At 53.1% G+C, this 25,338-nt stretch carries 22 protein-coding genes; 6 read left to right on the forward strand and 16 right to left on the reverse strand.

All coding sequences use genetic code 11. The features are described 5' to 3' along the window. Positions 1-15: 15 nt before the first annotated feature. Entirely contained in the window at positions 16-354 is a 339-nt protein-coding gene (locus tag ABYK60_RS02605) for an ArsR/SmtB family transcription factor (RefSeq protein WP_372870364.1), read from the reverse strand. Between the two features lie 644 nt (positions 355-998). On the opposite strand from ABYK60_RS02605, the gene putP reads away from it, so the two are divergent. The 3 genes from putP to ABYK60_RS02620 all read left to right on the forward strand — a co-directional run bounded on the left by putP (position 999) and on the right by ABYK60_RS02620 (position 4,621). Further along, the gene (putP, locus tag ABYK60_RS02610) at positions 999-2,495 is read left to right on the forward strand and encodes a sodium/proline symporter PutP (RefSeq protein ID WP_372870365.1); all 1,497 of its coding nucleotides are present in this window, start codon (positions 999-1,001) and stop codon (positions 2,493-2,495) included. A 301-nt stretch (positions 2,496-2,796) separates the two neighbouring features. Beyond that, positions 2,797-3,900, forward strand: coding sequence for a phosphoribosylaminoimidazolesuccinocarboxamide synthase (locus ABYK60_RS02615; protein WP_372870366.1), 1,104 nt, complete (start codon positions 2,797-2,799; stop codon positions 3,898-3,900). A 262-nt stretch (positions 3,901-4,162) separates the two neighbouring features. Next, on the forward strand, positions 4,163-4,621 hold the full coding sequence (locus tag ABYK60_RS02620) for a universal stress protein (RefSeq protein WP_372870367.1): 459 nt from the start codon (positions 4,163-4,165) through the stop codon (positions 4,619-4,621). A 49-nt stretch (positions 4,622-4,670) separates the two neighbouring features. Here ABYK60_RS02620 and ABYK60_RS02625 read toward each other — a convergent pair whose 3' ends face one another. Continuing rightward, complete coding sequence (locus tag ABYK60_RS02625; protein ID WP_372870368.1) at positions 4,671-5,582, reverse strand: zinc metalloprotease; 912 nt, start codon at positions 5,580-5,582, stop codon at positions 4,671-4,673. 351 nt (positions 5,583-5,933) lie between these two features. On the opposite strand from ABYK60_RS02625, the gene ABYK60_RS02630 reads away from it, so the two are divergent. Then, positions 5,934-6,425 (forward strand): N-acetyltransferase family protein, encoded by a 492-nt coding sequence (locus tag ABYK60_RS02630; protein WP_372870369.1) that lies wholly within the window; start codon positions 5,934-5,936, stop codon positions 6,423-6,425. A 249-nt stretch (positions 6,426-6,674) separates the two neighbouring features. Here the strand turns inward: ABYK60_RS02630 and ABYK60_RS02635 are convergent, their stop codons facing one another. The 8 genes from ABYK60_RS02635 to ABYK60_RS02670 form a co-directional block, all read right to left on the reverse strand. After that, positions 6,675-7,166: a nitrous oxide reductase accessory protein NosL gene (locus ABYK60_RS02635; protein WP_372870370.1), complete on the reverse strand. Its 492-nt coding sequence runs from the start codon at positions 7,164-7,166 to the stop codon at positions 6,675-6,677. 14 nt (positions 7,167-7,180) lie between these two features. Next, a complete protein-coding gene (locus ABYK60_RS02640; RefSeq protein ID WP_372870371.1) occupies positions 7,181-7,999 on the reverse strand; it encodes an ABC transporter permease in 819 nt (272 codons plus the stop codon). After that, positions 7,996-8,916, reverse strand: a complete 921-nt coding sequence (locus ABYK60_RS02645; protein WP_372870372.1) for an ABC transporter ATP-binding protein — start codon at positions 8,914-8,916, stop codon at positions 7,996-7,998. The genes ABYK60_RS02640 and ABYK60_RS02645 overlap by 4 nt, the downstream gene beginning before the upstream one ends. Then, positions 8,913-10,184, reverse strand: coding sequence for a nitrous oxide reductase family maturation protein NosD (locus tag ABYK60_RS02650; protein ID WP_372870373.1), 1,272 nt, complete (start codon positions 10,182-10,184; stop codon positions 8,913-8,915). The genes ABYK60_RS02645 and ABYK60_RS02650 overlap by 4 nt, the downstream gene beginning before the upstream one ends. A gap of 85 nt (positions 10,185-10,269) precedes the next feature. After that, entirely contained in the window at positions 10,270-12,171 is a 1,902-nt protein-coding gene (gene nosZ, locus ABYK60_RS02655) for a TAT-dependent nitrous-oxide reductase (protein ID WP_372870374.1), read from the reverse strand. A 43-nt stretch (positions 12,172-12,214) separates the two neighbouring features. After that, positions 12,215-14,266, reverse strand: a complete 2,052-nt coding sequence (nosR, locus tag ABYK60_RS02660) for a transcriptional regulator NosR (protein ID WP_372870375.1) — start codon at positions 14,264-14,266, stop codon at positions 12,215-12,217. Positions 14,267-14,416: 150 nt separating this feature from the next. Further along, positions 14,417-14,713 (reverse strand): cytochrome c, encoded by a 297-nt coding sequence (locus tag ABYK60_RS02665; protein ID WP_372870376.1) that lies wholly within the window; start codon positions 14,711-14,713, stop codon positions 14,417-14,419. A 192-nt stretch (positions 14,714-14,905) separates the two neighbouring features. Next, on the reverse strand, positions 14,906-15,607 hold the full coding sequence (locus tag ABYK60_RS02670) for an SIMPL domain-containing protein (protein ID WP_372870377.1): 702 nt from the start codon (positions 15,605-15,607) through the stop codon (positions 14,906-14,908). Between the two features lie 238 nt (positions 15,608-15,845). Here ABYK60_RS02670 and rimO point away from each other — a divergent pair, with 238 nt between their 5' ends. After that, positions 15,846-17,270: a 30S ribosomal protein S12 methylthiotransferase RimO gene (rimO, locus tag ABYK60_RS02675; RefSeq protein WP_372870378.1), complete on the forward strand. Its 1,425-nt coding sequence runs from the start codon at positions 15,846-15,848 to the stop codon at positions 17,268-17,270. A gap of 92 nt (positions 17,271-17,362) precedes the next feature. Here rimO and ABYK60_RS02680 read toward each other — a convergent pair whose 3' ends face one another. Next, positions 17,363-17,569, reverse strand: coding sequence for a ribosome alternative rescue factor ArfA (locus ABYK60_RS02680; RefSeq protein ID WP_372870379.1), 207 nt, complete (start codon positions 17,567-17,569; stop codon positions 17,363-17,365). Between the two features lie 276 nt (positions 17,570-17,845). Continuing rightward, positions 17,846-19,189: a metalloprotease PmbA gene (gene pmbA / locus ABYK60_RS02685; protein WP_372870380.1), complete on the reverse strand. Its 1,344-nt coding sequence runs from the start codon at positions 19,187-19,189 to the stop codon at positions 17,846-17,848. 174 nt (positions 19,190-19,363) lie between these two features. Here pmbA and yjgA point away from each other — a divergent pair, with 174 nt between their 5' ends. Beyond that, positions 19,364-19,930 (forward strand): ribosome biogenesis factor YjgA, encoded by a 567-nt coding sequence (gene yjgA, locus ABYK60_RS02690; RefSeq protein ID WP_372870381.1) that lies wholly within the window; start codon positions 19,364-19,366, stop codon positions 19,928-19,930. A 97-nt stretch (positions 19,931-20,027) separates the two neighbouring features. Here yjgA and ABYK60_RS02695 read toward each other — a convergent pair whose 3' ends face one another. The 4 genes from ABYK60_RS02695 to ABYK60_RS02710 form a co-directional block, all read right to left on the reverse strand. Continuing rightward, positions 20,028-21,197 (reverse strand): ABC transporter permease, encoded by a 1,170-nt coding sequence (locus ABYK60_RS02695; protein ID WP_372870382.1) that lies wholly within the window; start codon positions 21,195-21,197, stop codon positions 20,028-20,030. Continuing rightward, entirely contained in the window at positions 21,194-22,342 is a 1,149-nt protein-coding gene (locus ABYK60_RS02700) for an ABC transporter permease (protein WP_372870383.1), read from the reverse strand. The genes ABYK60_RS02695 and ABYK60_RS02700 overlap by 4 nt, the downstream gene beginning before the upstream one ends. 2 nt (positions 22,343-22,344) lie before the next feature. Further along, entirely contained in the window at positions 22,345-23,313 is a 969-nt protein-coding gene (locus ABYK60_RS02705) for an HlyD family secretion protein (protein WP_372870384.1), read from the reverse strand. A 97-nt stretch (positions 23,314-23,410) separates the two neighbouring features. Then, a complete protein-coding gene (locus tag ABYK60_RS02710) occupies positions 23,411-24,907 on the reverse strand; it encodes a TolC family protein (protein WP_372870385.1) in 1,497 nt (498 codons plus the stop codon). Between the last annotated feature and the right edge of the window lie 431 nt (positions 24,908-25,338).

Genomic DNA, 25,338 nt, shown 5'->3' on the forward strand with positions numbered 1-25,338 from the left:
TGTCATTGCAGGCAATCAGCAGCAGCGCCCCGGGCGACAACCCATGGCAGATAATCGTTGTTTCTCACCACTGAGCCAGTCCGGCCCCTTATTGGCCAAATGGGAAAGTTGTCCGGCGCACCACTCGGGCAGGCTATCTGCCTGACGGTAATAGACCCACTGGCCCTGACGTCTGTCCTGCAGCAAGCCCGCGTCTTTGAGCAGTCGCAAATGGCGGGATATTTTGGGCTGGCTCAGCCCCAGCGCCTCGGTCAGCTCACACACACACAGCTCGGTTTCGCCAATAATCAGCATCAGGATCCGAAGCCGGGTGTCATCTGCCAGCGCCTTGAAGAAGCTCACTACGTCCATCATCGCCTCCACCAATACAGATGGCACCAATCATATATGAAATTTCATATATGTAAATTGCAGCAATCGCCTCCTGCGCCAGTCCTTCAGCAGGCTTGAAGTACCCGCTCACGGGTCGCCACAACAACTTCCGACTCGCTAAAATATTGATGAGTAATTAGCTTCTCTCGTCAGTGAAATTACGACAGCATTTATTTAATTTACCAATTTAAATTTAAAAAAATATTTAAGCCTAAGCTACTGCCCTGTAGGGAAATATCAATAAATCTTCTCACAAATAATTTTGGCAAATTTTACCAAATCCTGTTCCAGCCTTGAAAATTCAGGCAAAAAATTACATAATAGCCGGGTCAAAATCATTCGAATGCTAAAATATTCAGCTCAAATCATACTGATTCAGTTAGCTTTCAAATGATTTTTTCCTTAACTAAATTCAAACAGTTACGTATAAAGGAAAATTATCATGCCATCCTCAAATTCACAGGATCCAGACACGAGAAGGTTGCTGGACACTTCTGCTATCAAAAATAAACTCACCTATTCAATACAATTAGCTTGCTTCTGGCTCATCCTTTCAAGCTATATATTCCCCTGGCTATCAGCCAATATCAGAAATATTATTCCTTCGAGCAACAGGTAATTTTTTAATGGAATACTCCAGCTATATTTCGCTGGCAATCTACTTTATTGCCATGTTGGCAATTGGTCTGTTTGCCTATCGTAATTCCACCGACGATCTTGCCGGCTATATGCTGGGGGGACGTCAGGTCAGCCCGCAGGTTACCGCCCTGTCTGCCGGTGCATCCGATATGAGCGGCTGGATGCTGATGGGTCTGCCCGGAGCCATGTTTACCATGGGCTATGATGCCCTGTGGATTGCTGCTGGCCTGCTGCTTGGTGCCTTGCTTAATTATCTGCTTGTCGCCCCCAGGCTCAGGGTGTTTACCGAAGCGGCTGATGACGCCCTGACACTGCCAGACTTCTTCAGCAAACGCTTTAACAAGCAAAACGGCTCAGTACGGATGATTTCTGCAGCGGTAATTATCCTGTTTTTCACCCTGTATACCTCAGCCGGATTGGTCGCGGGTGGTAAGTTTTTTGAATCTGCGTTTGGGCTTGGCTATCAAACCGGCTTGCTGCTGACTGTCTCTGTAGTCGTGGCCTACACCCTGCTTGGCGGATTTCTCGCCGTCAGTCTCACTGACTTTGTGCAGGGATGCATCATGTTCATCGCCCTGGTGTTGGTGCCGCTGGTTGCGCTGCAGGAATTCAACAGCAGCACTGAAATGCTTAATCAAGCCGGACGCAGCATCGCCCCATTGACCGATTCTTTCGAACAGATGGGGTTATTGGCGATAATCTCAAGCCTTGCATGGGGTCTGGGTTACTTTGGTCAGCCGCATATTATCGTGCGCTTTATGGCCATTCGCTCGGTGAAGGACATTGCAACCGCCCGCAATATCGGCATGAGCTGGATGTTAGTCACTATCATCGGTGCACTGGCAACCGGACTTATCGGCGTAGCTTATGTGAATAAATTCAAGCCGGGACTGGATGACAGTGAAACCATCTTTATTTTGTTTGCTGAGATCCTGTTTCACCCACTTATCAGTGGATTCCTGCTGGCAGCCATTCTGGCGGCTATCATGAGCACCATTTCTTCGCAGCTGCTGGTGTCATCAAGCTCCCTGTCGGAGGATGTATACCGCGCCCTGTTTCACAAAGAGATGGATCAAAAAGCCACGGTTACGGCGGGTCGTATCGGTGTGCTTGCCGTGGCAGCAGTGGCAACCTTACTGGCACTGGATAATAACGCCAGCATTCTGTCTCTGGTGGGCAACGCCTGGGCGGGTTTTGGTGCTGCCTTCGGTCCCCTGGTGCTTTTGAGCTTGTTCTGGCCCAGAATGACCCACGGCGGCGCAGTAGCGGGCATACTAACTGGTGCCGGCACTGTGCTGGTGTGGAGCCAGGTGCCGCTGCTTGATAACGGCTTGCCCCTATCCAGCCTTATATATGAGATTGTACCCGGGTTTATTGTCAGCACCCTTTCCATACTCTTGGTAAGCTATCTTGGGCAAAAACCCTGTGAGACAACCCAGGAAGCCTTTGAGCTCACCCGGGAAAAACTCAAGCAAGCCTGCTGACCGCAGTCTGGCCCGCCGCATTGGCGGGCCTTTTGCTGTCTTTAGGATGCGAACAGTCTTTTAGCGCTATGGGCTACCGCCGCCATGGCAAATTTTCCCAATCGTTGTAAAATACCCCATCTTTTGCAGTGGGCAGATAGTCAGTGAGCCATCCCAATCACAGTCTGGATACCAAACGCATTTCGCCAAATGCGGCCTTGTATCATGCGCTGCAATGCCCAATATCCCGGGAAACAGGCACACACCATAATAAGCCTGCCCAATTTAACCCTTACCCCACACATTCAGAGGAATACTCGTCATGAGTCTTGCTGATTCCGTACTGGCCGTGAACAACGACCTGCCTATCCGTACCGACAAACCCGTGCACAGCGGTAAGGTTCGCAGCGTTTACTGGCTGACCGAGGCCGACAGCGCCCGCCTTATCCGCGAACGCGGCTACGATGTGCCTGCCGACACGCCGCTGGCCATCATGGTGATCTCTGACCGTATCTCCGCCTTCGATTGCATCTTCCACGGTGAAGGCGATCTGCGTGGCATTCCCGGTAAGGGTGCGGCCCTCAATGCCATTTCAAACCACTGGTTTGGTCTGTTCAAAGAAAATGGCCTGGCCGACAGCCACATTCTGGATATCCCGCATCCTTTTGTGTGGATTGTGCAAAAAGCCCGCCCCATCAAGGTCGAGGCCATCATTCGCCAGTACATCACCGGCTCCATGTGGCGCGCCTACCAAAAGGGCGAGCGGGTGTTCTGCGGTATCACATTGCCAGAGGGGCTGCAAAAAGATCAGAAACTGCCTGAACTTTTAATCACCCCCTCCACCAAGGGCATTCTGACCGGCATCCCCGGCGTACCCGAGCAGGATGATGTGAACATCAGCCGCGCCGATATCGAAGCCAACTTCGAAGCCTTTGGCTTTGAAAAGAAAGAAGATATTGACCTCTATGAAAAGCTTTTGAAAGAAGGTTTCGGGGTGATTTCCGAGGCGCTGGCAAAGCTTGACCAGGTGTTCGTGGATACCAAGTTTGAGTTTGGCTATGTCACCGACCGCAACGGTAATTCCAAGCTGATTTACATGGACGAAGTAGGCACGCCGGACTCCTCCCGTATTTGGGATGGTGCCGCCTATCGCGACGGCAAGATTGTTGAAAACTCCAAAGAAGGTTTCCGCCAGTTCCTGCTGAATCACTTCCCCGACCCGGACATCCTGCTCAATAAAGACCGGATGCCTGAGCGTGAAGCCCTGGCCCGCGACAACGCCCTGCCACTGGATGCCATGATGAACGTCTCCCGCACCTACACCGGCGTCGCGGAGAAGGTGACAGGCCGCAAGATTGCACTCAGCAATAACCCCAAGGCAGAAATCATTGCCATCCTCAAAGAGCAGTACGCTCTGGTGGATTAAGGCTGATTGAGCTCTGAACCGTCAGGATTTTGCCATAGAAGCCCCGGTAGAGACCGGGGCTTTTATTTATCTGCGGCTTTACAGTTCAGGATAAGCTGCAGCGATGTATGCAGGGCTCCTTCTGCGACCACCGGGCCAAGGATAAGGGTACCCAGGCAAATGAATTGCCCGGCTATTGCGTACTTCCAGGGCGCTTACTCTGCCAGGCACCAACTATACTTAATGATGCCCTTCCAGAGATACTCAAGCTAAGGAGGGAAGTATGGAAAACCGATATATCCTGTGCCCGACAGACTTTTCCGAAAGTTCTGCACATGCCCTTCAACACGCCCTTAAACTGTCTGAACTGTACCGGCAAACACTGCGGCTTTTGCACGTGATTAGCCGACCATATGGGGATGACATTACCACTGAGCCACACCATGAAGACAATTTTGGCATCATTGTCGCCAGCCCCGAAGAGCAACAAGCTCATCTGACAGCATATGCCACAGAAAAAGTCCGCAACCTTTTAGCCGGGCTCCCTGCGCAGCAAAGAGTGGAGATACAAATCAACCAAGGGAACCCTGTCAGTCAAATATTGGCAGAGGCGGCGAAGGAGGATGTTGATTTGGTGGTAATTGGTTGCCATCACCATGCCCCGTTCAGCCACTGGCTGCATCCGGACGTGGCACAACAGGTGGTCAACAAGGCTCGCTGCCCAGTATTGGTCGTTAAATAGTTTATAAGTAAAAAAGGCACCCTGAGGTGCCTTTTCTTAATTTACGCCATTACAGATTGCGATAGGTGAAGCTAAGTTCGTCGGCGCGATTTGCCTGACCTTCCGAGAACTCATACATGCAAGAGTCATCGGAGTAATCCATAAAGTTAGTGATAGGATCCAGGCCCGGATAGCGTTTGCCGGAGCAGGAATCGCGGTTCACCGGACAACCATAAGCGGGGCTGCGCTCAGCTGGAGTGTCGGCTACATAGTCACCATTACCGCTGCAACCACCCTGGAAGGTGTGGTACAGACCCAGCCAGTGACCCACTTCATGGGTACCTGTATCACCTTCATTATAAGGTGCGGCACTGCCGCCAGGCAGGCTGGAATAGAGTACAACCACACCGTCATTAACCGGATCTGAAGAATAGCTGCTCGGGAAAGTTGCCCAACCCAGCAGGCCACCACTCATGTTGTTGGTGTAAAAGTTAAGATCTGCCGCATCCCCCTGGCGCAGCGCCGCCTTCATATCTTTTTCGGCGGTTGTGCCGTGTGTCGCGGTGTACCAGCTGTTATTGGCGGTATAGTCGGTCGACACCAGTCGGAAGGTAAAGGGAGTGCTGGCATAAGCATTGTTGAGTACGTTGATCTGGGCATTGATGTCACCCGCTGACAGATGGCCATTGCCACTGTTGTCGGTGATCACGTGCATATAGACGTCCACCACGACACTGCCATTGGGACGCGGCTGATAACTGGTGCCACCGCCAGGCTTGCCCTTGGCTGTACGTAGGGTCTGGAAATGCTTTTCACGCATTTCCGCTTCTAATGATGATGGATGCTTGGTTCCACAACGCAGGAATGAGGCGTTGTTATTTGCATGATCAATCGCATTGTCATTTTTGGCGTTACCAGTCATGGAAACAGACGCCAATCCCAGGGCCAGTACCAGGGTAGAAGTCTTTGTAATCAAGCTCACTGTGGGCTCCTTGTTTTTATCTTTGGTTTAATCAATCCACTTAGCTCACAACAGCCGAATCTGCGTGTAAGCCAAAATGCTGACGGAGACACCAAAATCGCAACCAATGTCAGGATAAGCTGCATGATGTAGGGGATAAACTAGCCAATATCACCTTGTTAATCAAATGTTGCAGTAAATTATTTTACGGTTCACCATACGCAAAAGGTAGAGACAGTATCTGAAAAAATACTGCCACTGCGTTAATGACAGGCCAGTCTGCGGCTCAGCGTAAAGGGTTTCCGCTGGCGCGTCGCATACCATAGGTGCATACTGCAGGCTACCTATAGCCAGCTTGTAACCTGCTACGCCATGCGCATCGCCCCTTGTGATTTTTCCCGCGACGGCCACACCATTCAGGCCATTTTCAACCACGCCATAGCTCACACGACGGCTCTGTATGAATACGAACCCAGAGATATAGCCCGTATCGCCGACTGGTTCGCCCAGAAGGAAGGCAAATACCCGGTACTTGGCGCATTTGATGACGATGGCAGATTGATAGGTTTTGCCAGTTACGGCCCGTTTCGCGGCTTTCCCGCTAACCTGTATTCGGTGGAGCACTCGGTGTATGTGCATCCGGATCATCGTGGCCAAGGCATTGCCGACACACTGATGCGCGCCCTGATCCAAACCGCAACCGAGCAGGGACTGCATATGATGGTGGGCGCCATTGATGCGACCAATGTCGCCAGCATAGCCCTGCATCACAAGCTGGGGTTTGAACACAGCGGTACCTTAAAAGAAGTGGGCTTTAAGTTCGACCGCTGGCTGGATTTGGCGTTTTACCAACTCAAACTCTAAAACAGGGGCTGAGCATATCCAGATAGTAAAATTGGCGTGCCTATAAACAACTATATGACCTTTCTGGATTGTCGTTGGGATTCACCTGCTGAAGCTCTGCCAAATAGCCAAATGTTCTTCATACCTGAGTGCCTGTAACCATGAAGCATGCCGGTTTTCAGGGGCACTGTTTGCCGCCGTTACGGGCACAAAAATATGCGAGAAAACTGAAAAAGCCCCATCAGGGGCTTTCTTCCATGACAACAAAAATCAGAGCGAAGAAACCGTAAGTTCTTCAAACCGTTTAATACTGCCGCCAAAATCCCGGGCAAAGCGTTCTGCAGCCTCGCGTTCGCCAAAACTTGCCAGCGTATGCCCCATCGCGCCATCCCGAGCCGAACCCAGCACATACCATGCGGTCTTGCCATCGATAAAAGCGCTGTCGTCCGGCGTCTGCCACGGGCTTTTACCCATATCATGGACAAAAATTTGCCTTACCTGATGCTGATATTCAGGATCCAGCACCATGGCAAACAGATCCCGGGTTGAGCAGAATTTTTTTACTGCGGTGTCGTTTCTGAGATAGAGCTCGCCCTTTGGGCCGGGAAACTCCAATATCAACATGCCACACAGATGGCATTCATCGCCGCTTGCCACTGCAACGGGCACGGCTGCGGCATCACTGCCCGCCTGCTCGTTACAGCCTGCGAGCAAAAATGCCAACAATGCAAAACCCAGGGTTCTTGTACCCACAGACAACATATTCTTTCCCCTGATCAGAGTGTCTTTTTACGAAAAATAGCCGCCGCCAGCCCTAGAGGCACCAGCACCCAGGCGAGCATGCTACCCCACAACGCATAGGCAGGCGTGTTGGCATTGATGGCTACCGCCAATACCCCATTCACGTCCTTGGTATCGAGCGCCGCCAAGTTAATTATCCTGAAAAGATCCGTGGGGTTGAGCATCATGACGTCCACTAAAACATCCTGCGCCGCGCCCTGCTCACTGCCCACCAAAAACGCCAGCAGCGCCAAATCAAACACCAACACAAAGATAAACCACACAATCAACGCAATACCGGCGGCTCTGGACTTTTCTGCCACCGACAGACTGATCACAAACGCGATGGCGATAAAACACAGCCCCAGCAGCGCCGACGTCAGAATAAAGAGCCCAAACGCCGGTATCACACCAGCAGTGTCGGTTTGCAGCACAAGCACCAGAGCCGCACTGCCGAAACCCAGCAGGGTTGCCAGAGAAATAATGCTGCCCTGCCCAAAAAACTTGCCCAATAACAATTGGGTATGACTGAGTGGATAGGTCAGCAACAGCAACAGGGTGCCCGATTCCTGCTCTCCGACAAAACTGTCGTAACTGAGCAAAAGCGCGATCAGCGGAATAAGAAACACCGCCAGACTGGCAAGACTCGCGAGCGTCGAAGAGAGGGGGATCGGTGCCAGAGCTCCGGATGCCGCCGCACCATAATAGCTGAGCCCCAGCGACAATAACGCAAACACCAGAGTAATAGACACCAACCAGCGGTTTCTGATGCCATCCTGAAACTCCTTGATGGCTACGGCCAAAACGGGGCTCATACGCGGCCTCCTTCGGGGGACTGAGACTCATTGAGTCCGATAAAGTGTTGGTATAACCGGCCCAAATCGGCGGACTCCAGCTGCAAATCCTGAAGTCCATCCAGCGCGAGCAGCTGTGCCATGATATGGAGCTTTTCCCCTTCGGGTACCAGTAGCTTGTCAGGCCCTACCCACAGGTGGCTGAAGCGGCTGTCGTTGCACAGCGAACCATTCAATCCCTTGGTGTTTATGGCAACGGGTAAACCGGCTGCACGCCTGAGCTCATCCAGGGTGCCGAGCGCCAATGCGCGTCCCTGACTGAGGATCATGGCTCTGTCGATATGTTGCTCTACTCCGGGCAACACATGGGAGCACAAAATGATGCTGGCACCCTCGGCCCGCAGCGCATCAACGCTATGATAAAATTCAACGGTAGCAATAGGATCCAGTCCCACCGTGGGTTCATCCAATAAAAGCAGCTTAGGTGTTCCCAGAAACGCCTGCGCCAGACCGAGCCGCTGACGCATCCCTTTGGAATAGGTTTTAACCTGCCTCTCCATGGCATGCCCCAGGCCTACCCGCTCGAGCAGCTCAGTGACTTCCTTAGCAGAAACGCCTTTTAAACGGGCAAAATAGGTCAACACCTGACGACCGCTGAGCTGATCGTAAAAACTCACATTTTCAGGCAAATAACCAATTTTTTTCCGCAAAAGCCAAGCCTGCTTGGACAAGGGATCCTGACCAAACACCCGTACCTGACCCTCGGTGGGATTCAATACCCCCAGGATCAGCTTCATCATGGTTGTCTTACCGGCACCATTGTGGCCAAACAGCCCCAGCACTTCCCCGGGAGCCAGTTGCAGGTCAATGTTTCTCAGGGCCCTAAACTCACCGTAGCGGCGGCCTGTCCCTGAAAGTGAAAGGATAGCGTCGGTCATTGGAGACTCCTTGCCGTCAGGGCTTGTGACACAGATTCATCGCTGATGGGATTCATCATGGGGAAACTGTCGCGCACCCCCGGGGGGCGCAACACCGGAAACTGACGTTGAATGTAGCGCAGCATCAACACCGCGGGGCTATCCAACAGGATTTTGGCCTCGGGATACTTCCACACCAGCCCATCAATACCATCATTGGGCTCGAACGCCGTATCACCGCGGCCATCACCATCGAGATCCCAACCCAAATAATTACTCCAGAAATTACCGGTTCCCTCTTCGCTCCATTCTCTGGGTGTGTTGGAAACAAACTTCACCTGCACCGGATTATTGATGAAGTTATTGCCAAACACCCGGGTCTCCTCCGACCCAGCGGTCAGGTGGATCCCAATCTCTGCGGTGTCCACGGTATTGAAGCTGATATTGTTATAGGCCGAGTTGTAAACAAAGAACCCTTTGCCCTCGCGCCCAACCACCTTATTTTCAGGTTTAGTCCACACATTGGAAATCCGGTTACCCCGGATATTTGACGAGGTAATAAAATTCATCAGAAAGCCGTAATCCTCACTGTCTTTACTCTGATTGCCCTCTACGGTGAGGTTTCTTGAGCTCATCAGCGCATAACCCGCTCGGGTGTTATAAGCCAGATTGTCGACTACGGTATTGGAATGGGAGTACATGTAATGAATGCCATACCTCAGGTCATGCATGGTGTTTCCCTGGAGGGTATTGTGCTGACTCGAAATGATGTAAATACCGTCACGGGTGTTGGCAACGTCATTGGCCTCAACCCTGACCTGCTGCACACTGGATAACTGGATACCATTGCCACGATCAGCGGATCTGAGTTCCGTGTTACCGCGAATATGGTTACCAATCACTTCGATATTCTGGCCTTTTTGCAACCAAATGCCAAAGCCGTCTCCCTGAAGACGGTTATTGCGGATCACGATTTGACTGGCCTGCTGATCTGAATAAATACCGGCATCCTGGGTGGTCAGATTGCGGCCCCAATGAACCAGGCTGAGCCCCTCGATTTTAATACCTGACGCTTTGAGCAACAGCCCATGACCCGTTCCGCCCGCATCCAATTGCGCACAATGTGGTTTTTCCGCTTTTAGGTGCAGCGCTTTGTTAACGATAAAGTTGCCGCGATAAGTACCGCAGCCCAGATTTAACACTGCTCCCTCAGGAGCCTCATCCATTGACTGCTGCAATGAAGACGTTGGCGATACCTGTATCACACCGCCCATCACAGGCCATGCCATAATCCAAACCAAAAGGCCGGCTATTCTCAAGGCAATCCTCTCCCAACTCTCTCAAAAAAAGGGGCAGTCGCCTGCCCCCATTTCCTTAGGCCTCTACCAACATCCGGCCGCGCATTTCCATATGCAATGCGTGACAGAACCAGTTGCAGTAGTACCATTGCACGCCGGGCTTATCGGCAATAAAGGTAATTGATGCAGTGGCTTGTGGACCAATTTCCATCTGTACACCGTGATTGGTCATACAGAATCCGTGAGTAACGTCCTCAACCTGGTCAAGGTTTGTCACCACCACAGTTACTTCATCGCCCAGTTTGACCCTGAATTCATTCATGCCGTAGCTGGGTGCAATGGAAGTCATGTATACGGTGACTTTGTTACCCTTGCGGATCACCTTGTTATCTGTCATCAGGTTCACGCCATCACGCTCTGCCTGTGCCACAGTCTCGGCAAAGATCGAATCATCACGGGTCCAGAGCTTCTTGGGCTTAAGCTTACTGCGGTGAACAATGATACAGTCGTGAGGTTCGGCATAGGTCGGACCGTCATGAACCAGTTTCATTTCATCACCGGAAATATCGATAAGCTGGTCATTCTCAGCACGCAGCGGCCCTACTGGCAAGAAACGGTCTTTAGAGAACTTACACAGTGAAACCAGCCACTTACCATCACAATCACGGGTCTCACCCTGAGAGGTATGGTTATGACCTGGCTGATAATGTACGTCCAGCTTCTGGCGCAGGTAGTTTACCTTCTCACCCTTATAGGCACGGATGGCATCTTCCACATTCCACTTGGCAATCTGGCTGTCGAGGAACAAGGTGGTATAAGCATTACCACGGCCATCAAACGCGGTATGCAGCGGGCCAAGGCCCAACTCTGGCTCAGCGACAATGGTGTCACGTGGTTGGATCTTATCTGCGAACAGCTGATCCAGCAGCTTAATGGAGATCACAGATACTGTTGGTGACAGCTTGCCGTTAGCAACAAAATATTCGCCATTGGGAGACGTGTTCATGCCGTGTGGCGACTTGGGCACAGGGATGTAACGGGTCAGTTCTGAGCCCTTGCGACCATCCAAGACAGGCACATTGTTACCATTGTATGTCTTGAATTTGCCGGCTTTGAGAGCCTCGAGGCAACGCTCCAGACTGAAGATCACCACATGATCGCGCTCAGCCGAGATCATGTCCGGCAGAGTCATGCCCATCTCAGAGTTATAGCAGGTGGAGGCGAAGTACTTTCCGTCGTAGTCGGCATCGGTATTATCCAGATTGCCGTCCACCATGACCTGAAACGCCACTTCCATTTTTTCCGCATCAATCACGTTGAACAAAGAGCGATAGCTGCTGACATCATCCATGGATGCCTTACCATCGTTGTTCATTGGAATTTCGAATTCACCATTACAGATAACGTATTTGGTGTACGGAACCTTTTGCACCCGCAAACCGTGAATCGCCTGAACGTTAGGGATGGTGATCATTTTGTCCACTTTCATCACGTCACAGCGGATCCGCGCCACCCGGGAGTTGGCCTTGTCGTTGATAAACACATACTTGCCATCATAACGACCATCGGTCATGGTCATATGGGGGTGGTGAGAGTCACCGCACATCAAATTCGCGCTGTCACCCTTGATGCGCTTACTCTCATTGGTCAGTCCCCAGCCGGTGGCGCTGTCCGTATTAAACACCGGAATACGCATCAGCTCCCGCATGGAAGGCAACCCCATGATCCGCACTTCACCCGAATGGCCGCCACTCCAGAACCCGTAGTACTCATCCAGCTCACCCGGATGAACGAATGGGCTGTTTTCTGAGGCTTCAGCGGCTTTGGCTTTCGCCATGGAAGCAAACATGGCAGCCGACATAGGAGCGGCAACGGCACCGGCTCCCAGCAGGGCAGTTTTACCCATAAAGCGTCTGCGTTCAGCGTTTTCCAGCCCCATATCTGACAACTGTTTATCTTTTTGATCTTCGTGTTGCATTAGAGTGTCTCCTTGGCATTGCAATTGAGTGCAGGTTCTGACCTCAATCGGTCACGACTCTGGCTTCTATGGGTGCTTCCTTGTACTTGGCCTGCTTGTAAGCGAGCTTTTTTAAGGGCGGGCACTTTTCCGCATTGAAATAGGTCATCTGACAATCCAGGCAATAATGGCATTCGCGCATATTGATCACGCCATCCGGTGCTATCGCCTGGATTTCACATTCTTTGGCACAAGTCTTACAGGGGTCACCACACTCTGGGCGACGTTTAAGCCAGCTGAACAGCCTGACCCCATTTCCCACTGACAACGCAGCACCCAGTGGGCATAAGTAGCGGCAGAAAGTCTTGCGATTAAAAAGGCTTATCAAGATAAGAAAAACTGCCCAGGCCACAAATGGCCATTCCCTGTCAAACTTGAGCAAGAAGGTTGTTTTAAAGGGCTCAACCTCGGCAAATTGCTCGGCCAAGGCCAATGAGTCGAGGGATAATCCAAATAAGCCCAGCAAAATAAGATATTTAATCGCCCAAAGTCGCTCGTGTACCGAGTAAGGCAATTCGAGTTGTGGCAATTTGATATAGCGCCCGAAACTGTTGACCAACTCCTGCAAGGCACCAAAAGGACATAACCAGCCACAGTAAACAGCACGCCCCCACAGCAACACTGTCACGGCTGCGCCGCACCACAGAATAAAGATCACCGGATCCATCAGGAACAGCTCCCAATGAAACTCTGATGCCAGGGCTCCCAGGAAGGTAAATACGTTGACAACGGACAGTTGCCCGCCCCAGACCCAACCCACGAAAATCACAGTGACAAGCAGGAAGCCACGTCTGAGTCTGTGTAAAAAGGTAGGATGTTTTACCAACAGATCCTGGAAAAACAAAATCCCCAGCAAAACCAACATCAGACCAACCAAGGCGTATACTTCAAGGCGCTTATCCTGCCAAATCTCATCAGTCAAACTGAGTTCAGGTTCGGCAACGGCCTGCACAGGGCGGTTCAGATAAGATTCCGGCAATTCATAACCGCCTTTAAAACTGGCGAATGTGCTGTCGATTGCGCCTATCTGGCGCCTGACCAACAACTCAAGCTCCCAGTGACTGCCTGGGTCAAAGTCGACATTTGCGCCAATTCGAAATACGGACATTTCACTGAAGTGAGGTGTCCCCGGCAGGTAAAGATCGGTAATCCGGCTATGGTCCAGATCCCGAAAAGCAGTTGCAGTATCCCCTTGATGTAATTGGATACGATCGAAAATACCGCCCCGAACATATCCGGAGCCTTTAAAAGAATAACCGTTGCCCAACACCAGTAAATAATGCTCACCGGGTTGCAGCTGCTCCATCAAATATTGGTATTCACTGTCACCCAACAGGTTACGACCTATGGTTGGCACATCCGCCAAGGCATAATAGAGTTCAGCAAAAACATGATCCCGTTCATCCGCGGCGGGTTTCTCAACCGATTCAGCTTCTGTACCAATAAAGGCGTCATCAACCGTCCCTTCGCTGAGCAACAAACGGCGTATTGCCCCATTTCCTGTCAGGGTTAACCAATCCGCAGCTTCAAAAAATTCAAGATTCACCGCGGCTTTTGGCGCAACAGCGGAATCGGCTGCCGCCAGGATCCCAAGGGATTGTGCAACCTTGGACGCAGCTTTGGTAATGGCCACATTCATAACCATAACGGTTACAGTTGCACCGGAAAGGCCATCGATGGCCTTTTGATCCTCACGCCCCCCTTTACCAATCTTGATGTTGTCACTGACAGACAACCCCTGATATTGGGATGCAAACTGATCCAGTTTGAACTCAGGAATACCGGCAAGAATAATGGGTTCATGATGCTCGAGCACACGAGCCCCCAGATACTGCCCCTGGGGATCTATTGCCACCAGCACATTCACCGGCTCACCGGAATATGCAGGTAAAGGCGCAATATCGTTGGTCTCGAACACATAACCAAGCAGTTGTTCTCCCTGGCTTATTCGTCTGACCTTCAGTTCTCCACTCTTGTCAGAGAGTGAAGTTGCATTGGGAAAAAGTGAACGGATGATAGGATCTGGCGCTTTAGGCTCACTGACGAACAACGCCATCGCCGGCCCCGTCAGTCCAAAACTGAGCAGCATCCATATAAGCAAGCGCGAAACCATAATCCCATCCACCATGAAATCGCTTCAAATCAAATGGGCGTAGCGTGTGATTAAAGCCTTGCAGCCTTTTTCACACGCTACGCCCCGCAGAATTTATTTCAGGCTTTCGAAATAGGCAGAAATGTTCACAATGTCTTCATCAGACAAAGGAGCGGCCATGGGAGCCATAGTGGGATCCTGACGGCTGCCATCTTTAAAAGCCCTTAGCTGTTTTTCCAGATAAGCTGCTTTTTGACCTTTGAGGTTTGGATACATAGGTGCGAAAGAAATCCCATCTGCACCATGACAGGCAGCACACAAGCCTGACTTAGCTTTACCTGCCTCAATATCGGCGGCAGAAACAGACAGAGAAACGAAGGGAATAAGCAGAGTTAACAACAGGTTCTTCATAGGGAATCCTCGACATCCAGTCTTAAGCTAAAGCCCTCGATGGGCTTTAAATTTATAGATGCATTATGAATACATGTAACTATTGTTAGCTGATACAGATCAATAAATTGTAAAAAACGTGAACAAAAGGTAGGTCATTTCCATTGCACCTACCTTAACCCCTTTCAGTTTTGAGATTTACATCACAAAAACTCAGTCACGGAGACGGTAAGTCACCTCAACCCGATCCGACAGGGTAATGTCGCCAGACTGATAACTCTCCCCCACGCCGCTATCGGCTTCCATTGCTGCGGCCTTGTACATCACCGGGCGAACCGGGCCCTGATCGTAATAGCGGATATGCCACACTCCCTGGATTTTGGCGCCAAAGCCCTTGGCCAGCGCCTCGGCCTTAGTACGGGCATCATCAATGGCGAGCTGACGCACCTTCTCACGCGCCGCCATGTCATCGCTCAGTTCGAAACGAATGTTGCCGACCCGGTTAATGCCGGAGGTCAGCGCAGAATCGAGGATATCGTTTACCCGAGCCAAATCCGTGATACGCACAGTGACCTGTCGATTGGCGCTATAGCCCAGCAGTTGAGGTTCGGCATCCTTGTGAAACTTGTAATCGGGGTTGATGATCAGATTGGCGCTTTCAATCTGTTCACGCTTGACACCTGCAGCCTCAAGACGACGAATAAAACCCGCCACCGCCTTATCGGAACTGCGCTTCACATCCAGCGGCTCTTTGCCCTTGCTCACCACTTCGACCTGGATAATAGCCACATCCGGCGTTACTGTAAGTTCAGCCACACCTGTGGTGTCCAGAGTCGGAAATTCAGCCGCAACAACAGGCAAAGCCGAGCCCGTCATCAGGGCGCCAAGACACAATGCAGTCAGTGTTTTTTTCATGAAATACTCCTTGGTGTTCATTTCTTTCTGCCCTTATAAACGGGCCTTTCAGAAAAAGGGGTTATTTATTTTCAAAAAAATTTCCCGCCTTAATGTGAACAAATTTTCGCCACACACCCTGTACCTTTAATGCATCTGCGGTATAATCGCGCGCACTTTTTTGCCGGTTACCCGCTAAGCTCTATCAAGCAACGGGTCACGGGCCCGGAACACCTGAGTCATTTTTGGAACGCGCGCCTTGAACAAGACAGTAGAAACCTTTGATCCCAAGCAGACCACCACCCTCGAAACGCCAGCCAAAACTCTGGCCGCAGAGGCTGAGGCCACCGCAGATACCGCCAGCGGCAACCGCATTGGCTTCGTCAGCCTGGGCTGCCCCAAAAACCTGGTGGACTCAGAGCGTATCCTGACTCAGCTCAGAATCGACGGCTACGAAGTGACCAACAGCTACGACAACGCAGATCTGGTGATTGTGAACACCTGTGGCTTTATCGATGCTGCCGTGGAAGAGTCGCTAGATGCTATCCGTGAAGCACTGGAAGAAAACGGCAAGGTACTGGTTACCGGCTGTCTGGGCGCCAAGGAAAACCAAATCCGCGAAGTACATCCGGACGTGCTGGAAATCACCGGCCCCCACAGCTATGAAGCGGTACTCAATCACGTGCACAAGTATGTGCCCAAGCCTGAGCACAATCCTTACACCTCGCTTATTCCCCAGACCGGCGTCAAGCTGACTCCCAAGCACTACGCGTACCTGAAGATTTCCGAAGGCTGCGACAACCGCTGCACCTTCTGTATTATTCCGGCGCTGCGTGGCGATCTGGACAGCCGCGGCGTAGGCAGCGTGCTCGATGAAGCCAAGCGTCTGGTCGAGAGCGGCGTACAGGAAATTCTGGTCGTGAGTCAGGACACCTCCGCCTACGGCAAAGACAAGGGCGGCCGCACCGACTTCTGGAACGGTATGCCAGTGAAGCAGGACATCACCACCCTCGCCCGCCAGCTTGGCAAAATGGGCGCTTGGGTACGTCTGCACTACGTTTACCCTTACCCCTGGGTTGACGAACTGATCCCATTGATGGCCGAAGGCCTCATTCTGCCGTACCTCGACCTGCCGCTGCAGCACGCCAGCCCACGGGTACTCAAGATGATGAAGCGCCCCGGCCGCGTTGATCGTCAGCTTGACGCCATCAAGAGCTGGCGTGAGATCTGCCCGGATCTGGTTATTCGTTCGACCTTTATCGTCGGCTTCCCCGGCGAGACCGAAGAAGATTTCCAGATGCTGCTGGACTTCCTGCGTGAAGCGCGTCTGGATCGCGTTGGCTGCTTCAAGTACTCCGAGGTGGAAGGCGCTGTGGCCAATACCCTGGGTGAGCTTATCAGTGAAGAAGTCAAAGAAGACAGATACGAGCGCTTTATGGAAGTGCAGGCCGAGATCAGCGCCGAGCGCCTGGCCCGTCTGGTTGGCCGCGAGCTGGATATTCTGATTGATGACGTGGACGAAGAAGGTGCCATCGGCCGCTCTTACGCCGATGCCCCTGAAATTGACGGCATGGTGTTTATCAACGGTGAAACCGAACTGACCCCGGGCGATATGGTACGCGCCCGCATAGTAGCGTCTGACGAGCACGATCTCTGGGCCGAACTGGTGGCATTGGAAGACTGATACTCAGTGTTGTTTACTGAGGTTATCGAATGAAGAAGCGGGCCCTGTGCCCGTTTTTTTATGGCCAAAAACTGAAGAAAAAGCAGGCGCTATCAGCAACGCAGCAAACACAGACCCAAAAAATCAAAAGGGGCATCGCCCTTGTGCTGATGCCCCTTTTGGTTGCGTGCCTTACGATTGTAAGAGCCTTTGCCTTTCTTTGGTTTTTCCACCCGTTGGCGGAACAGCTCTGATGTAACCAGTGCCTTGATGGCGTTATCGCGGATGTCGCCGCGGCCGTGGTCGTGCGCTTTTGCCATGGTTTTTCCTCTTGGTTAAAAACGCGCCAAGCATACGGCAATCAAAGGCACAAGATCCAGATCCAATGTGTCACTGCAAAACATTTTTTATGTTTCCCATTCGATAAAAGCAGTGCAACGCCAACACTGAAAAACGAATGAAAATACAATTAATCAAAAACCTGAATATGGAAGAAAGGCACTTTCATCCTGCTGGCATTACTCAGCGGTACCGCAATGGCTGGCTCCAAAATATCAAGCCCCGCACAGCGGGGCTTGAATACGGTGATTTACGGCTCAGTTGCCCGCTACCTTCATGGCATCCAGCAAGATGCCGCCGGTACGGATAGAAGAGCGCAGGTCTCTGTCCTGACTCACCGCCTGAATGCTGCGGTACATGTCTTTCAGATTTCCGGCAATGGTGATCTCTTCCACCGGATACTGGATTTCACCGTTTTCCACATAGAAGCCGGCCGCGCCACGGGAGTAGTCACCGGTCACCATGTTTACCCCCTGCCCCATCACTTCAGTGACAATCAGGCCGGTACCCATTTGGCGCACCAGCGCGTCAAAGTCCATGCCGCTATCGCTTAAGGTCCAGTTGTATATACCACCGGCATGACCCGTGTTGGTCATGCCCAGCTTACGGGATGAATAGGCGGTAAGCAGATAAGTCGCCAGCACGCCATCGCGGATAATGTCTCTGTCGACCGTGGCCACCCCTTCACTGTCGTAGGGGGCACTGGCAAGGCCTGAGAGCAGATGCGGCTCTTCGCGGATGCTGAGCCACTCGGGGAACACCTGGGTATCCAGCGAATCCAGCAAAAAGCTCGATTTACGGTAAAGGCTTGAGCCACTGATGGCGCTGATAAGGTGGCCAATCAGACCAGTGGCCACTTCATGGGCAAAGAGTACCGGCATCTTGCCGGTGGCAATCTTACGGCCACCAAGGCGACTTAGGGTTTTAGCGGCGGCCTTCTGCCCCACCAATTCAGGGGCCAGCAACTCACCATAACGGCGGGAAATGCTGTAGTCGTAGTCCCGCTGCATATTGCCATCGTCTTCTTCGCCAATCACCACGCAGCTTAAAGAGTAACGGGACGAGCAGTAACCATTGAGGAAACCGTGGCTGTTACCATATACCTTAATACCCGTGTGGGCGTTGGCACTGGCGCCATCGGAGTTTTTAATGCGCGGATCGGCCTCAAGCGCTGCCGCCTCGGCGCGAACAGCAAGCTCTGTCAGCTCATCCGGAGTCAGGCTCTCGGGATGATAGAGGTCCAGATCCGGAAAACATTTCGCCATCAGCGCAGCATCGGCCAAACCATTGCAGGGATCAGAGGAGGTATAACGGGCAATATCATCGGCCGCCTTTACCGCCTGACGAATGGCGTCAGGGCTTAAGTCAGAAGTGGACGAGCTGCCCTTGCAGCCATCACGAAATACAGTGATCCCCAGGGCGCCATCCTTATTGAACTCGACGGTTTCCACCTCTTTGAGGCGGGTCGACACCGACAGGCCCTGCTGTTTGGAAATCGCCACTTCGGCGGCACTGGTACCCAGCGTATGGGCATATTCCAAAGCCATGGCCACTGCGTCTTTCAGGGCCTCCATTTCCACTTCAATCTTGTTCGATGACACTGGTTTACTCTGGTTAACGTCGTAATGGGGCTAAGCATAACAAAGGCCACCTGCAAATCACATCCACAATTCCGGCTGAAATGGCGACTTTTCACTGCTATTGAGCGGACATATTCGCGCCTTTAACGGCTTAATGGTAATATTGCCGGATTGCGTAAAAGAGGTTTTGAGTAAATGAATGTCGTCGGCGATCCCGAGAATTTCAAACAGCCTTACGATGAGGACGATGATTACGTCAGTAAGACGTCCTTTAAGAAGGAATCCCATGCGGCGCAGGAGCTGGGCAAACGCCTGCTGAGCCTGAGCAAGAGCCAGTTGGACAAACTCGAGCTGGATGAAAGCCTGCTCGATGCCCTTATGGCCGCTAAAAAAATTAAACCCAATACTGAGGCGCACCGTCGTCAGGTGCAGTTTATCGGTAAGTTGATGCGTAATCTCGACAGTGACGCCATTACGGCAGCACTGGATAAGGTGACTAACCGCAACAATACCGAAGCGGCCCGGGTGCACGTGCTGGACAAGGTGCGTGACCGACTGCTGAGCGAAGGTGACGCTGAAATTCAGGCGCTGATTGAGGCTCATCCGGCTCTGGACAGGCAAAAACTGCGTCAGCTGGTGCGTGCTCTGGCCAAAGAGGTTGCCGCCGAAGCCGCAAAGGAAGAGCCCGAACCAGCCAGGGCGCTCGATTCCAAGGCAGCCAAAGAGCTGCACAAATACCTGCGTGAAGGTATGGCCGAGTAAGCTTTAGCTATTTCAATAAAAAGCCCCGCGATGCGGGGCTTTTTATTGCTCGATGATGATATCGGCAACCAGCTTGTTGGCTCAGTTTCCATTGAAGCTACTGCCGATTACGCCGCCACCTGAGCCCCGCGAATGCCAGCACAAAATACACAGCCGCAAGCCCCCACAGAATAAGCCACTCATTCATCACCGCCGCAAATCCCGCGCCGAGCTGATTGAGTTTCAGCATACCGAAAATCGCAGGTACCGCCGGAATCACCTTGGATACCAGCACCAAGGGTTCAGGAATAAGCGACAGCGGCCAAACAAAGCCGCTGACAAACAAAATGGGCATAGAAGCCAGCAGCATCACCTGCGTCGGCAGTTCACGGCGGCTGAACAAGCAACTGGCCGCGATACCGGCAAACAGGGTAGAAAGCAAAAACGGCAGAGCAAACAACAGCATCTGACCAAGGCTAGACTGCACAGATACCCCATACCAGTGATAACACCAGCCAAGGTAAAAACCACCGAAGCCCAGGTACAAGAGTCCAAAAGCGAGACTGCGACCCAGAAGCAGTTTCAGGGGCGAAACCTGAGTCCAATAACCGCTCTCGCCTGTTTCGCCTTTCGCACCGGGCTGACCACTGCCGCCCCACTGACCGGCACCCAAAATGCCGGTACCAATCAAGAGTGTCTGATGCAAAATCAGCAGAAACAGCCCGGGCACCACATAGGGGATGTAACCCAGGCTCGGATTATAGGCAGGTACCGCGTTTAGGTGCATGGGCGCAAGCGAAAGGGTGGCGCCGGTAAAGGACTCGCCGCGGCTCAGTAATCCCAGCAGCTGCACCGATTTGGCCGCATCCATCCCTGCCGACACCAGACCTTCCACCAACGCCGAGTACACCAGGAAGTAACTGGCATCGCCGCCATAACTCAAGGTCGCGCCCTTCCCCAAAAGCAGGTCTCGCTTAAAGCCTAGGGGGATCACCAAAAGACCATGAAAGTCGCCGCTGGCAATCAGCATTTTTGCCTCTGCCACACTGCCAGCGCCTGCTGCCACCCGGATTTTCGGACTGGCATCAGCATGGCGAACCAGGGTGCGGCTTAAGCTGGTGTTATCCAAATCCACCACAACCAGAGCCTGCTCCGTGGGCACCTGATGCAGATAGGGCAAGGGATAAAGCACCGCATAAAACAACACCCCACCGAACAGGGTCACGGCAATCGCCTTATCACTGACAATGGCTTTAAGCTCACACAAAATGAGTCGCAGCAGGCTCATAGGGCTGGCTCCTCATTCACAACCTTGGCCATGTCGCTCGCCCGCAGCCCCCTGCCCGCCAGCGCATAAATCGGCACCAGCAGCAGAAGAAAAGGCACGAAAGAGCTGAGTTTAAGCAGCAGTTCAGTGCCGCTGACACCGTAGCTCACCAGGGCGATATGAGAGTCGATATAGTGGCTCGATGGCATCAAGAGCCGCCAGTATTGGGCGGCCGCAGGCATATCGTGCACCGGAAAGGTTACCCCCATAAAGGCGAACGCCGGGGCGAACAGCGCGGTGCAAAAACTCACCACCCGCGCGGCTTCCTGCATGATAAGAAAAATGAGCGCCACTATCAGAAAAATGGCCAGCAAGGTAGCAAGCATGGCGGGCACCAGCCACAAAGGCGAACCCGCCACCGGCAGGGCCAGAAAACCAAACAGCAGCGCATGAATAAACAGCCCCTGAGCCAACAGCAATGGCGTATAAAACACAAACTTGGCAACAAGGCGGGCGCTCAGTGGGGTTTCTGGCGCGTCTGCCAGCTCCCGATTGAGGGCATTGGCAAACACCAACATGGCCATCAGCTGCCACAGGGCCAGCAGCACCGGCGGCACCAAAAAGCCCACGTAGTTGTTGTTGCGGTTAAACAGCGCCGTAGTTTGGGTTTCAATCGGCGCCATATTCACTCTGGCCTGATGGGGACTGGCGCCAGCGGCAAGCTGCTTGGTGTAGGCCAAAGGCTTCATGGCATCGGCAATGGCCAGTTGTAAATTGGCCGCCAGCAGCTTGCCCACCAGCAAAAACTGACCATTGTAACGCACATCCAGGGTAGGATCGCCACCGGTCATCAGCTCGCGGCTGAAACCCACAGGCACCACCACCAGCGCGTACACCTCGGCGCGGTTCATGGCAGCTATCGCATCATCAAGATGCGTAAAGGACTCAGGGCTTGCCACCGGGCTTGCCGCCACATGACGGCCAAGCTCACGGCTGACACTGCTGTTATCCAGGTCGACCCAGGCCACAGGTAACTGCCGTGGCAGCGCAGCACTGAACAGCCACCACAGCGCAAGCATAGATAAAATCGGCAGCCAGCTCACCAGCGCCAACTGCCAGGGGCTTTGCCACAGCGATGTCAGTTCCCGGCGCAGCAAGGCTCGCATGCTTATTCCCAAATCGCCGACATGCCGGCGCGCAGGCCGTCGATGGACTTCTCAGGCACCAACTCCACCTCGAAGGTTCGCAGGTCAAAGTCGTGGCCACTCTCGGTGGAGCGCCAGGTGGCAAAATCGCCCATCACGGCGATGTGCTTCACCTTAAACTCGGCGCTGGCATCAAGCGCCGGAATGTACAGGCGCTTCACGTCGCCCTTTTTCACATCCTTAAGCATGTCTTCACGCAGCTGGAACACGGCCCAGGCATCGCTCATGTCCACCAGGCTCACCACCGGAAACCCGGACGGTGCCAACTCGCCGGACTGCAGCAGCACCTCAGACACTTCGCCACCACGGGGGGCGCGCATCTGACTGTCGGCCAGAATGGCGCTGACTTCTTTTACTGCACCCTCGGCCATGCGGGCATTACCGGCGGCGGCCGCCTTGGTTTCTTCCCGTGCGCCTTCTTCGGTCATCTGATACACCGCCAGAGCCGCCTGCTCTGTGTATTTGGCCGCCTGCCACTGAGTGTAGGCTTCATCGCGCTTTTGCCGCGGCACAACACCTTCCTGAAACAGGTTATCGACCCTATCGAAGGTGGTTTTGGCAAGCGCCAACCCTGCCTTGGCCTTAAGCCACTGCTCTTTTTGGGCGGCAATTTGCTGCTTGCGGGCACCTGCATCGGCTTCAAGCTGCATGGCACGGGCGGCATCGCGGCCCCCTTCGGCCTGCATCAACTTGGCATTCAATTCAGGGCTGTCAATCACATAGAGCAAGTCCCCTGCCACCACTGTATCGCCGGTGCGCACCATCACCTGTTCGATGCGGCCGGGCACCTTGGACGACACATGGTATTCACGGGCTTCGATTTGCCCCTGCAACGAGGCCTTGGCAGGAGTGTGAGCCAGCATCAGCCCCCAGCCGAGGGCAATCACCAACGCGACCAGTGCAGAAGTTGCCAGCAAACGGTTGACTGTCATTGCTTTTCTCCCATGGTGGCAGACGCTCGCTGGGCCTGACCGATAAATTCATCCAATTGGCCCCGGACTGTAGGTGCCATCAGGCGCGTATTCGTCGTCATTGTTGATCTCCCATAGCCACCTGTTTGGTCTGGCCGATAAATTCATCCAATTGGCCGGAAATGGCCATCAGCCGCGCATAGGCCTGCACATAACGAAACTTGGCACCCAGCTGCTGGGTATCCACGGCGGTGAGTTTCAGCTCTGCATCCACCCGTTCGATGGAGGTGGACATGCCCTGATTAAAGGCCAGCTCACGCAAACGCAGGTTTTCCAGCGCCAGTTCGCGGGAACTGGCCAGGGCACGATACTCTTCTTCCGCCTGCTTTAACTGGCGATAACTTTGCTCCAGCAGCAAACTTAAGTCTTCGCGTGTCTGCGCCTTGGTATGACGGGCCTGCAACAGAGCACTCCTGGCGGCTTCCACCTTGCCACTGCGGCCATCGCGGGTCAGCAACGGCATCTTAAAACCAACCCCCAGCATCCAGTCCGGCTCCATTTTGGCAAACAGACTGTCATCTTCGTAGAGGGTGTAATTGCCGTACAGAAATACCATGGGCTTATAGGCGCCGCGCTCAACCTCTATCAGGCCATTGGCCTGGGCTTCTTTTGCATCCAACAACTTCAGCGCCGGATGACCTTTTTGCGTGAGTTCAGCAAGGTACGGCAACGAGGGTTCACGTTGGGCAATAAACAGCGCTGACGAGGGCGCAGGCGCAGTTTTCAGCAAGCTTCGCAGCGCAAGCTCGGTGATTTCATACTGGCGGCGACTGCTGGAGGCCTGCACTTTGGCGTTATCCAGCGCCACTTCGGCATTGAGGCGTTCCACTTTGGCAATTTGCCCCTGGGCTTCAAGCTTCCTGGCATGCTCCACGTGCTTTTCAAGCGACACCACCAGCTTGTCCTGGGTGCGGGCAAGTTCGGCCGCTACCATCACGCCATAATAGCGATCCACCAGGGTAGTAAAGAGTTCGCGCCGCGTCAGTTCCCGCTGTTGCTGTTCTTCGGCTAGATGGGCTTCGTGGATGCCCTGGGCGGCGCTGATGCGCCCACCGGTGTAAATCGGCCACATAGCCGACAGACTGGCGCGGAAAATATCCTGCTCGGTAAAGGGCGTAATAAAGAGTTCACCGGGAATACTGCCAAGGGCAGCGCCGAGGGCAGGCGGCAAGGTCTTGGGGTCGAGGGATGCCAGCGGGTTGAGATCGCGAAGATCCATCTCCAGCGGCTTTTCCAGACGGGTGTAACTGCCGTGCAGGGATAGCTCTGGCAGGTTCATGTCTTCCCCGGCGTCGCGCTCGGCGCGGGCACGGTCTACCTTGGCACTGGATGCCGCCAGCTTATCGCTTACCTGTTGCAGCTGCTGCCAGGCTTCATCAAAGCTTTGGCCATGGGCCAAGGGCGCCACTAACGCCAGCGCAAGCAGCAAGCGCCTGTGTAACTCAACGCCACGACGGGATAAACATCCCCTATCCGACAGGCGCAGGAGTGTGATGATCAGTTTCATTGACACCTCTAGAGCATTAACTCTATTTCCAGTGGCGGATGATAGCATTCCGTTCTGCGACTCACCAACAGCCAGTTAAGCACAGTGATAACAACACAGCGATCATCATTCAGGTCGGCGACCGCACTTTGGCGGCCAGGCACAGAAGCCAAGCGCCACATTGATTCAGAAACTCTGCGACTCTATGTCTAAAAAGCCAGTCGCAAGTAGCCGTCAAGCCGTGGTAAGTCCCCGGATCCTAATCTTTTTGGGTGGAATTTTAAACCTTGGCGACAGCGATTGTCGGAGAATAACGCCAATGAACAAGCTGCCGGTAAGTTGGGTATTCTGCAGCGCCTGGTGCCGCGAATAGGCGCGCTGCCTGATACGTGAAATACACAGTGATCTGAAGCTCTGATTCAACACCATAGACAACCACTAGCCACCAAGACACTAGACGACTGGTCTAATTATCTATATTATCGCCGCCATGAACACCA

The sequence above is a fragment of the Shewanella sp. genome (assembly GCF_041630135.1).
Lineage (GTDB): Bacteria > Pseudomonadota > Gammaproteobacteria > Enterobacterales > Shewanellaceae > Shewanella.

Bases quoted from the DNA above. Each gene is read 5' to 3' on its own strand.
- ABYK60_RS02605 (WP_372870364.1), bottom strand. From the start codon at position 354: ATGATGGACGTAGTGAGCTTCTTCAAGGCGCTGGCAGATGACACCCGG.
- putP (WP_372870365.1), top strand. From the start codon at position 999: ATGGAATACTCCAGCTATATTTCGCTGGCAATCTACTTTATTGCCATG.
- nosR (WP_372870375.1), bottom strand. From the start codon at position 14,266: ATGGCGTTGTTCGTCAGTGAGCCTAAAGCGCCAGATCCTATCATCCGT.
- ABYK60_RS02615 (WP_372870366.1), top strand. From the start codon at position 2,797: ATGAGTCTTGCTGATTCCGTACTGGCCGTGAACAACGACCTGCCTATC.
- yjgA (WP_372870381.1), top strand. From the start codon at position 19,364: ATGAATGTCGTCGGCGATCCCGAGAATTTCAAACAGCCTTACGATGAG.
- ABYK60_RS02650 (WP_372870373.1), bottom strand. From the start codon at position 10,184: ATGGCATGGCCTGTGATGGGCGGTGTGATACAGGTATCGCCAACGTCT.
- ABYK60_RS02705 (WP_372870384.1), bottom strand. From the start codon at position 23,313: ATGACAGTCAACCGTTTGCTGGCAACTTCTGCACTGGTCGCGTTGGTG.
- ABYK60_RS02670 (WP_372870377.1), bottom strand. From the start codon at position 15,607: ATGAAAAAAACACTGACTGCATTGTGTCTTGGCGCCCTGATGACGGGC.
- ABYK60_RS02695 (WP_372870382.1), bottom strand. From the start codon at position 21,197: ATGAGCCTGCTGCGACTCATTTTGTGTGAGCTTAAAGCCATTGTCAGT.
- ABYK60_RS02700 (WP_372870383.1), bottom strand. From the start codon at position 22,342: ATGCGAGCCTTGCTGCGCCGGGAACTGACATCGCTGTGGCAAAGCCCC.
- ABYK60_RS02680 (WP_372870379.1), bottom strand. From the start codon at position 17,569: ATGGCAAAAGCGCACGACCACGGCCGCGGCGACATCCGCGATAACGCC.
- ABYK60_RS02665 (WP_372870376.1), bottom strand. From the start codon at position 14,713: ATGAAGAACCTGTTGTTAACTCTGCTTATTCCCTTCGTTTCTCTGTCT.
- ABYK60_RS02640 (WP_372870371.1), bottom strand. From the start codon at position 7,999: ATGAGCCCCGTTTTGGCCGTAGCCATCAAGGAGTTTCAGGATGGCATC.
- ABYK60_RS02635 (WP_372870370.1), bottom strand. From the start codon at position 7,166: ATGTTGTCTGTGGGTACAAGAACCCTGGGTTTTGCATTGTTGGCATTT.
- nosZ (WP_372870374.1), bottom strand. From the start codon at position 12,171: ATGCAACACGAAGATCAAAAAGATAAACAGTTGTCAGATATGGGGCTG.
- ABYK60_RS02645 (WP_372870372.1), bottom strand. From the start codon at position 8,916: ATGACCGACGCTATCCTTTCACTTTCAGGGACAGGCCGCCGCTACGGT.
- ABYK60_RS02630 (WP_372870369.1), top strand. From the start codon at position 5,934: ATGCGCATCGCCCCTTGTGATTTTTCCCGCGACGGCCACACCATTCAG.
- ABYK60_RS02620 (WP_372870367.1), top strand. From the start codon at position 4,163: ATGGAAAACCGATATATCCTGTGCCCGACAGACTTTTCCGAAAGTTCT.
- ABYK60_RS02710 (WP_372870385.1), bottom strand. From the start codon at position 24,907: ATGCTATCATCCGCCACTGGAAATAGAGTTAATGCTCTAGAGGTGTCA.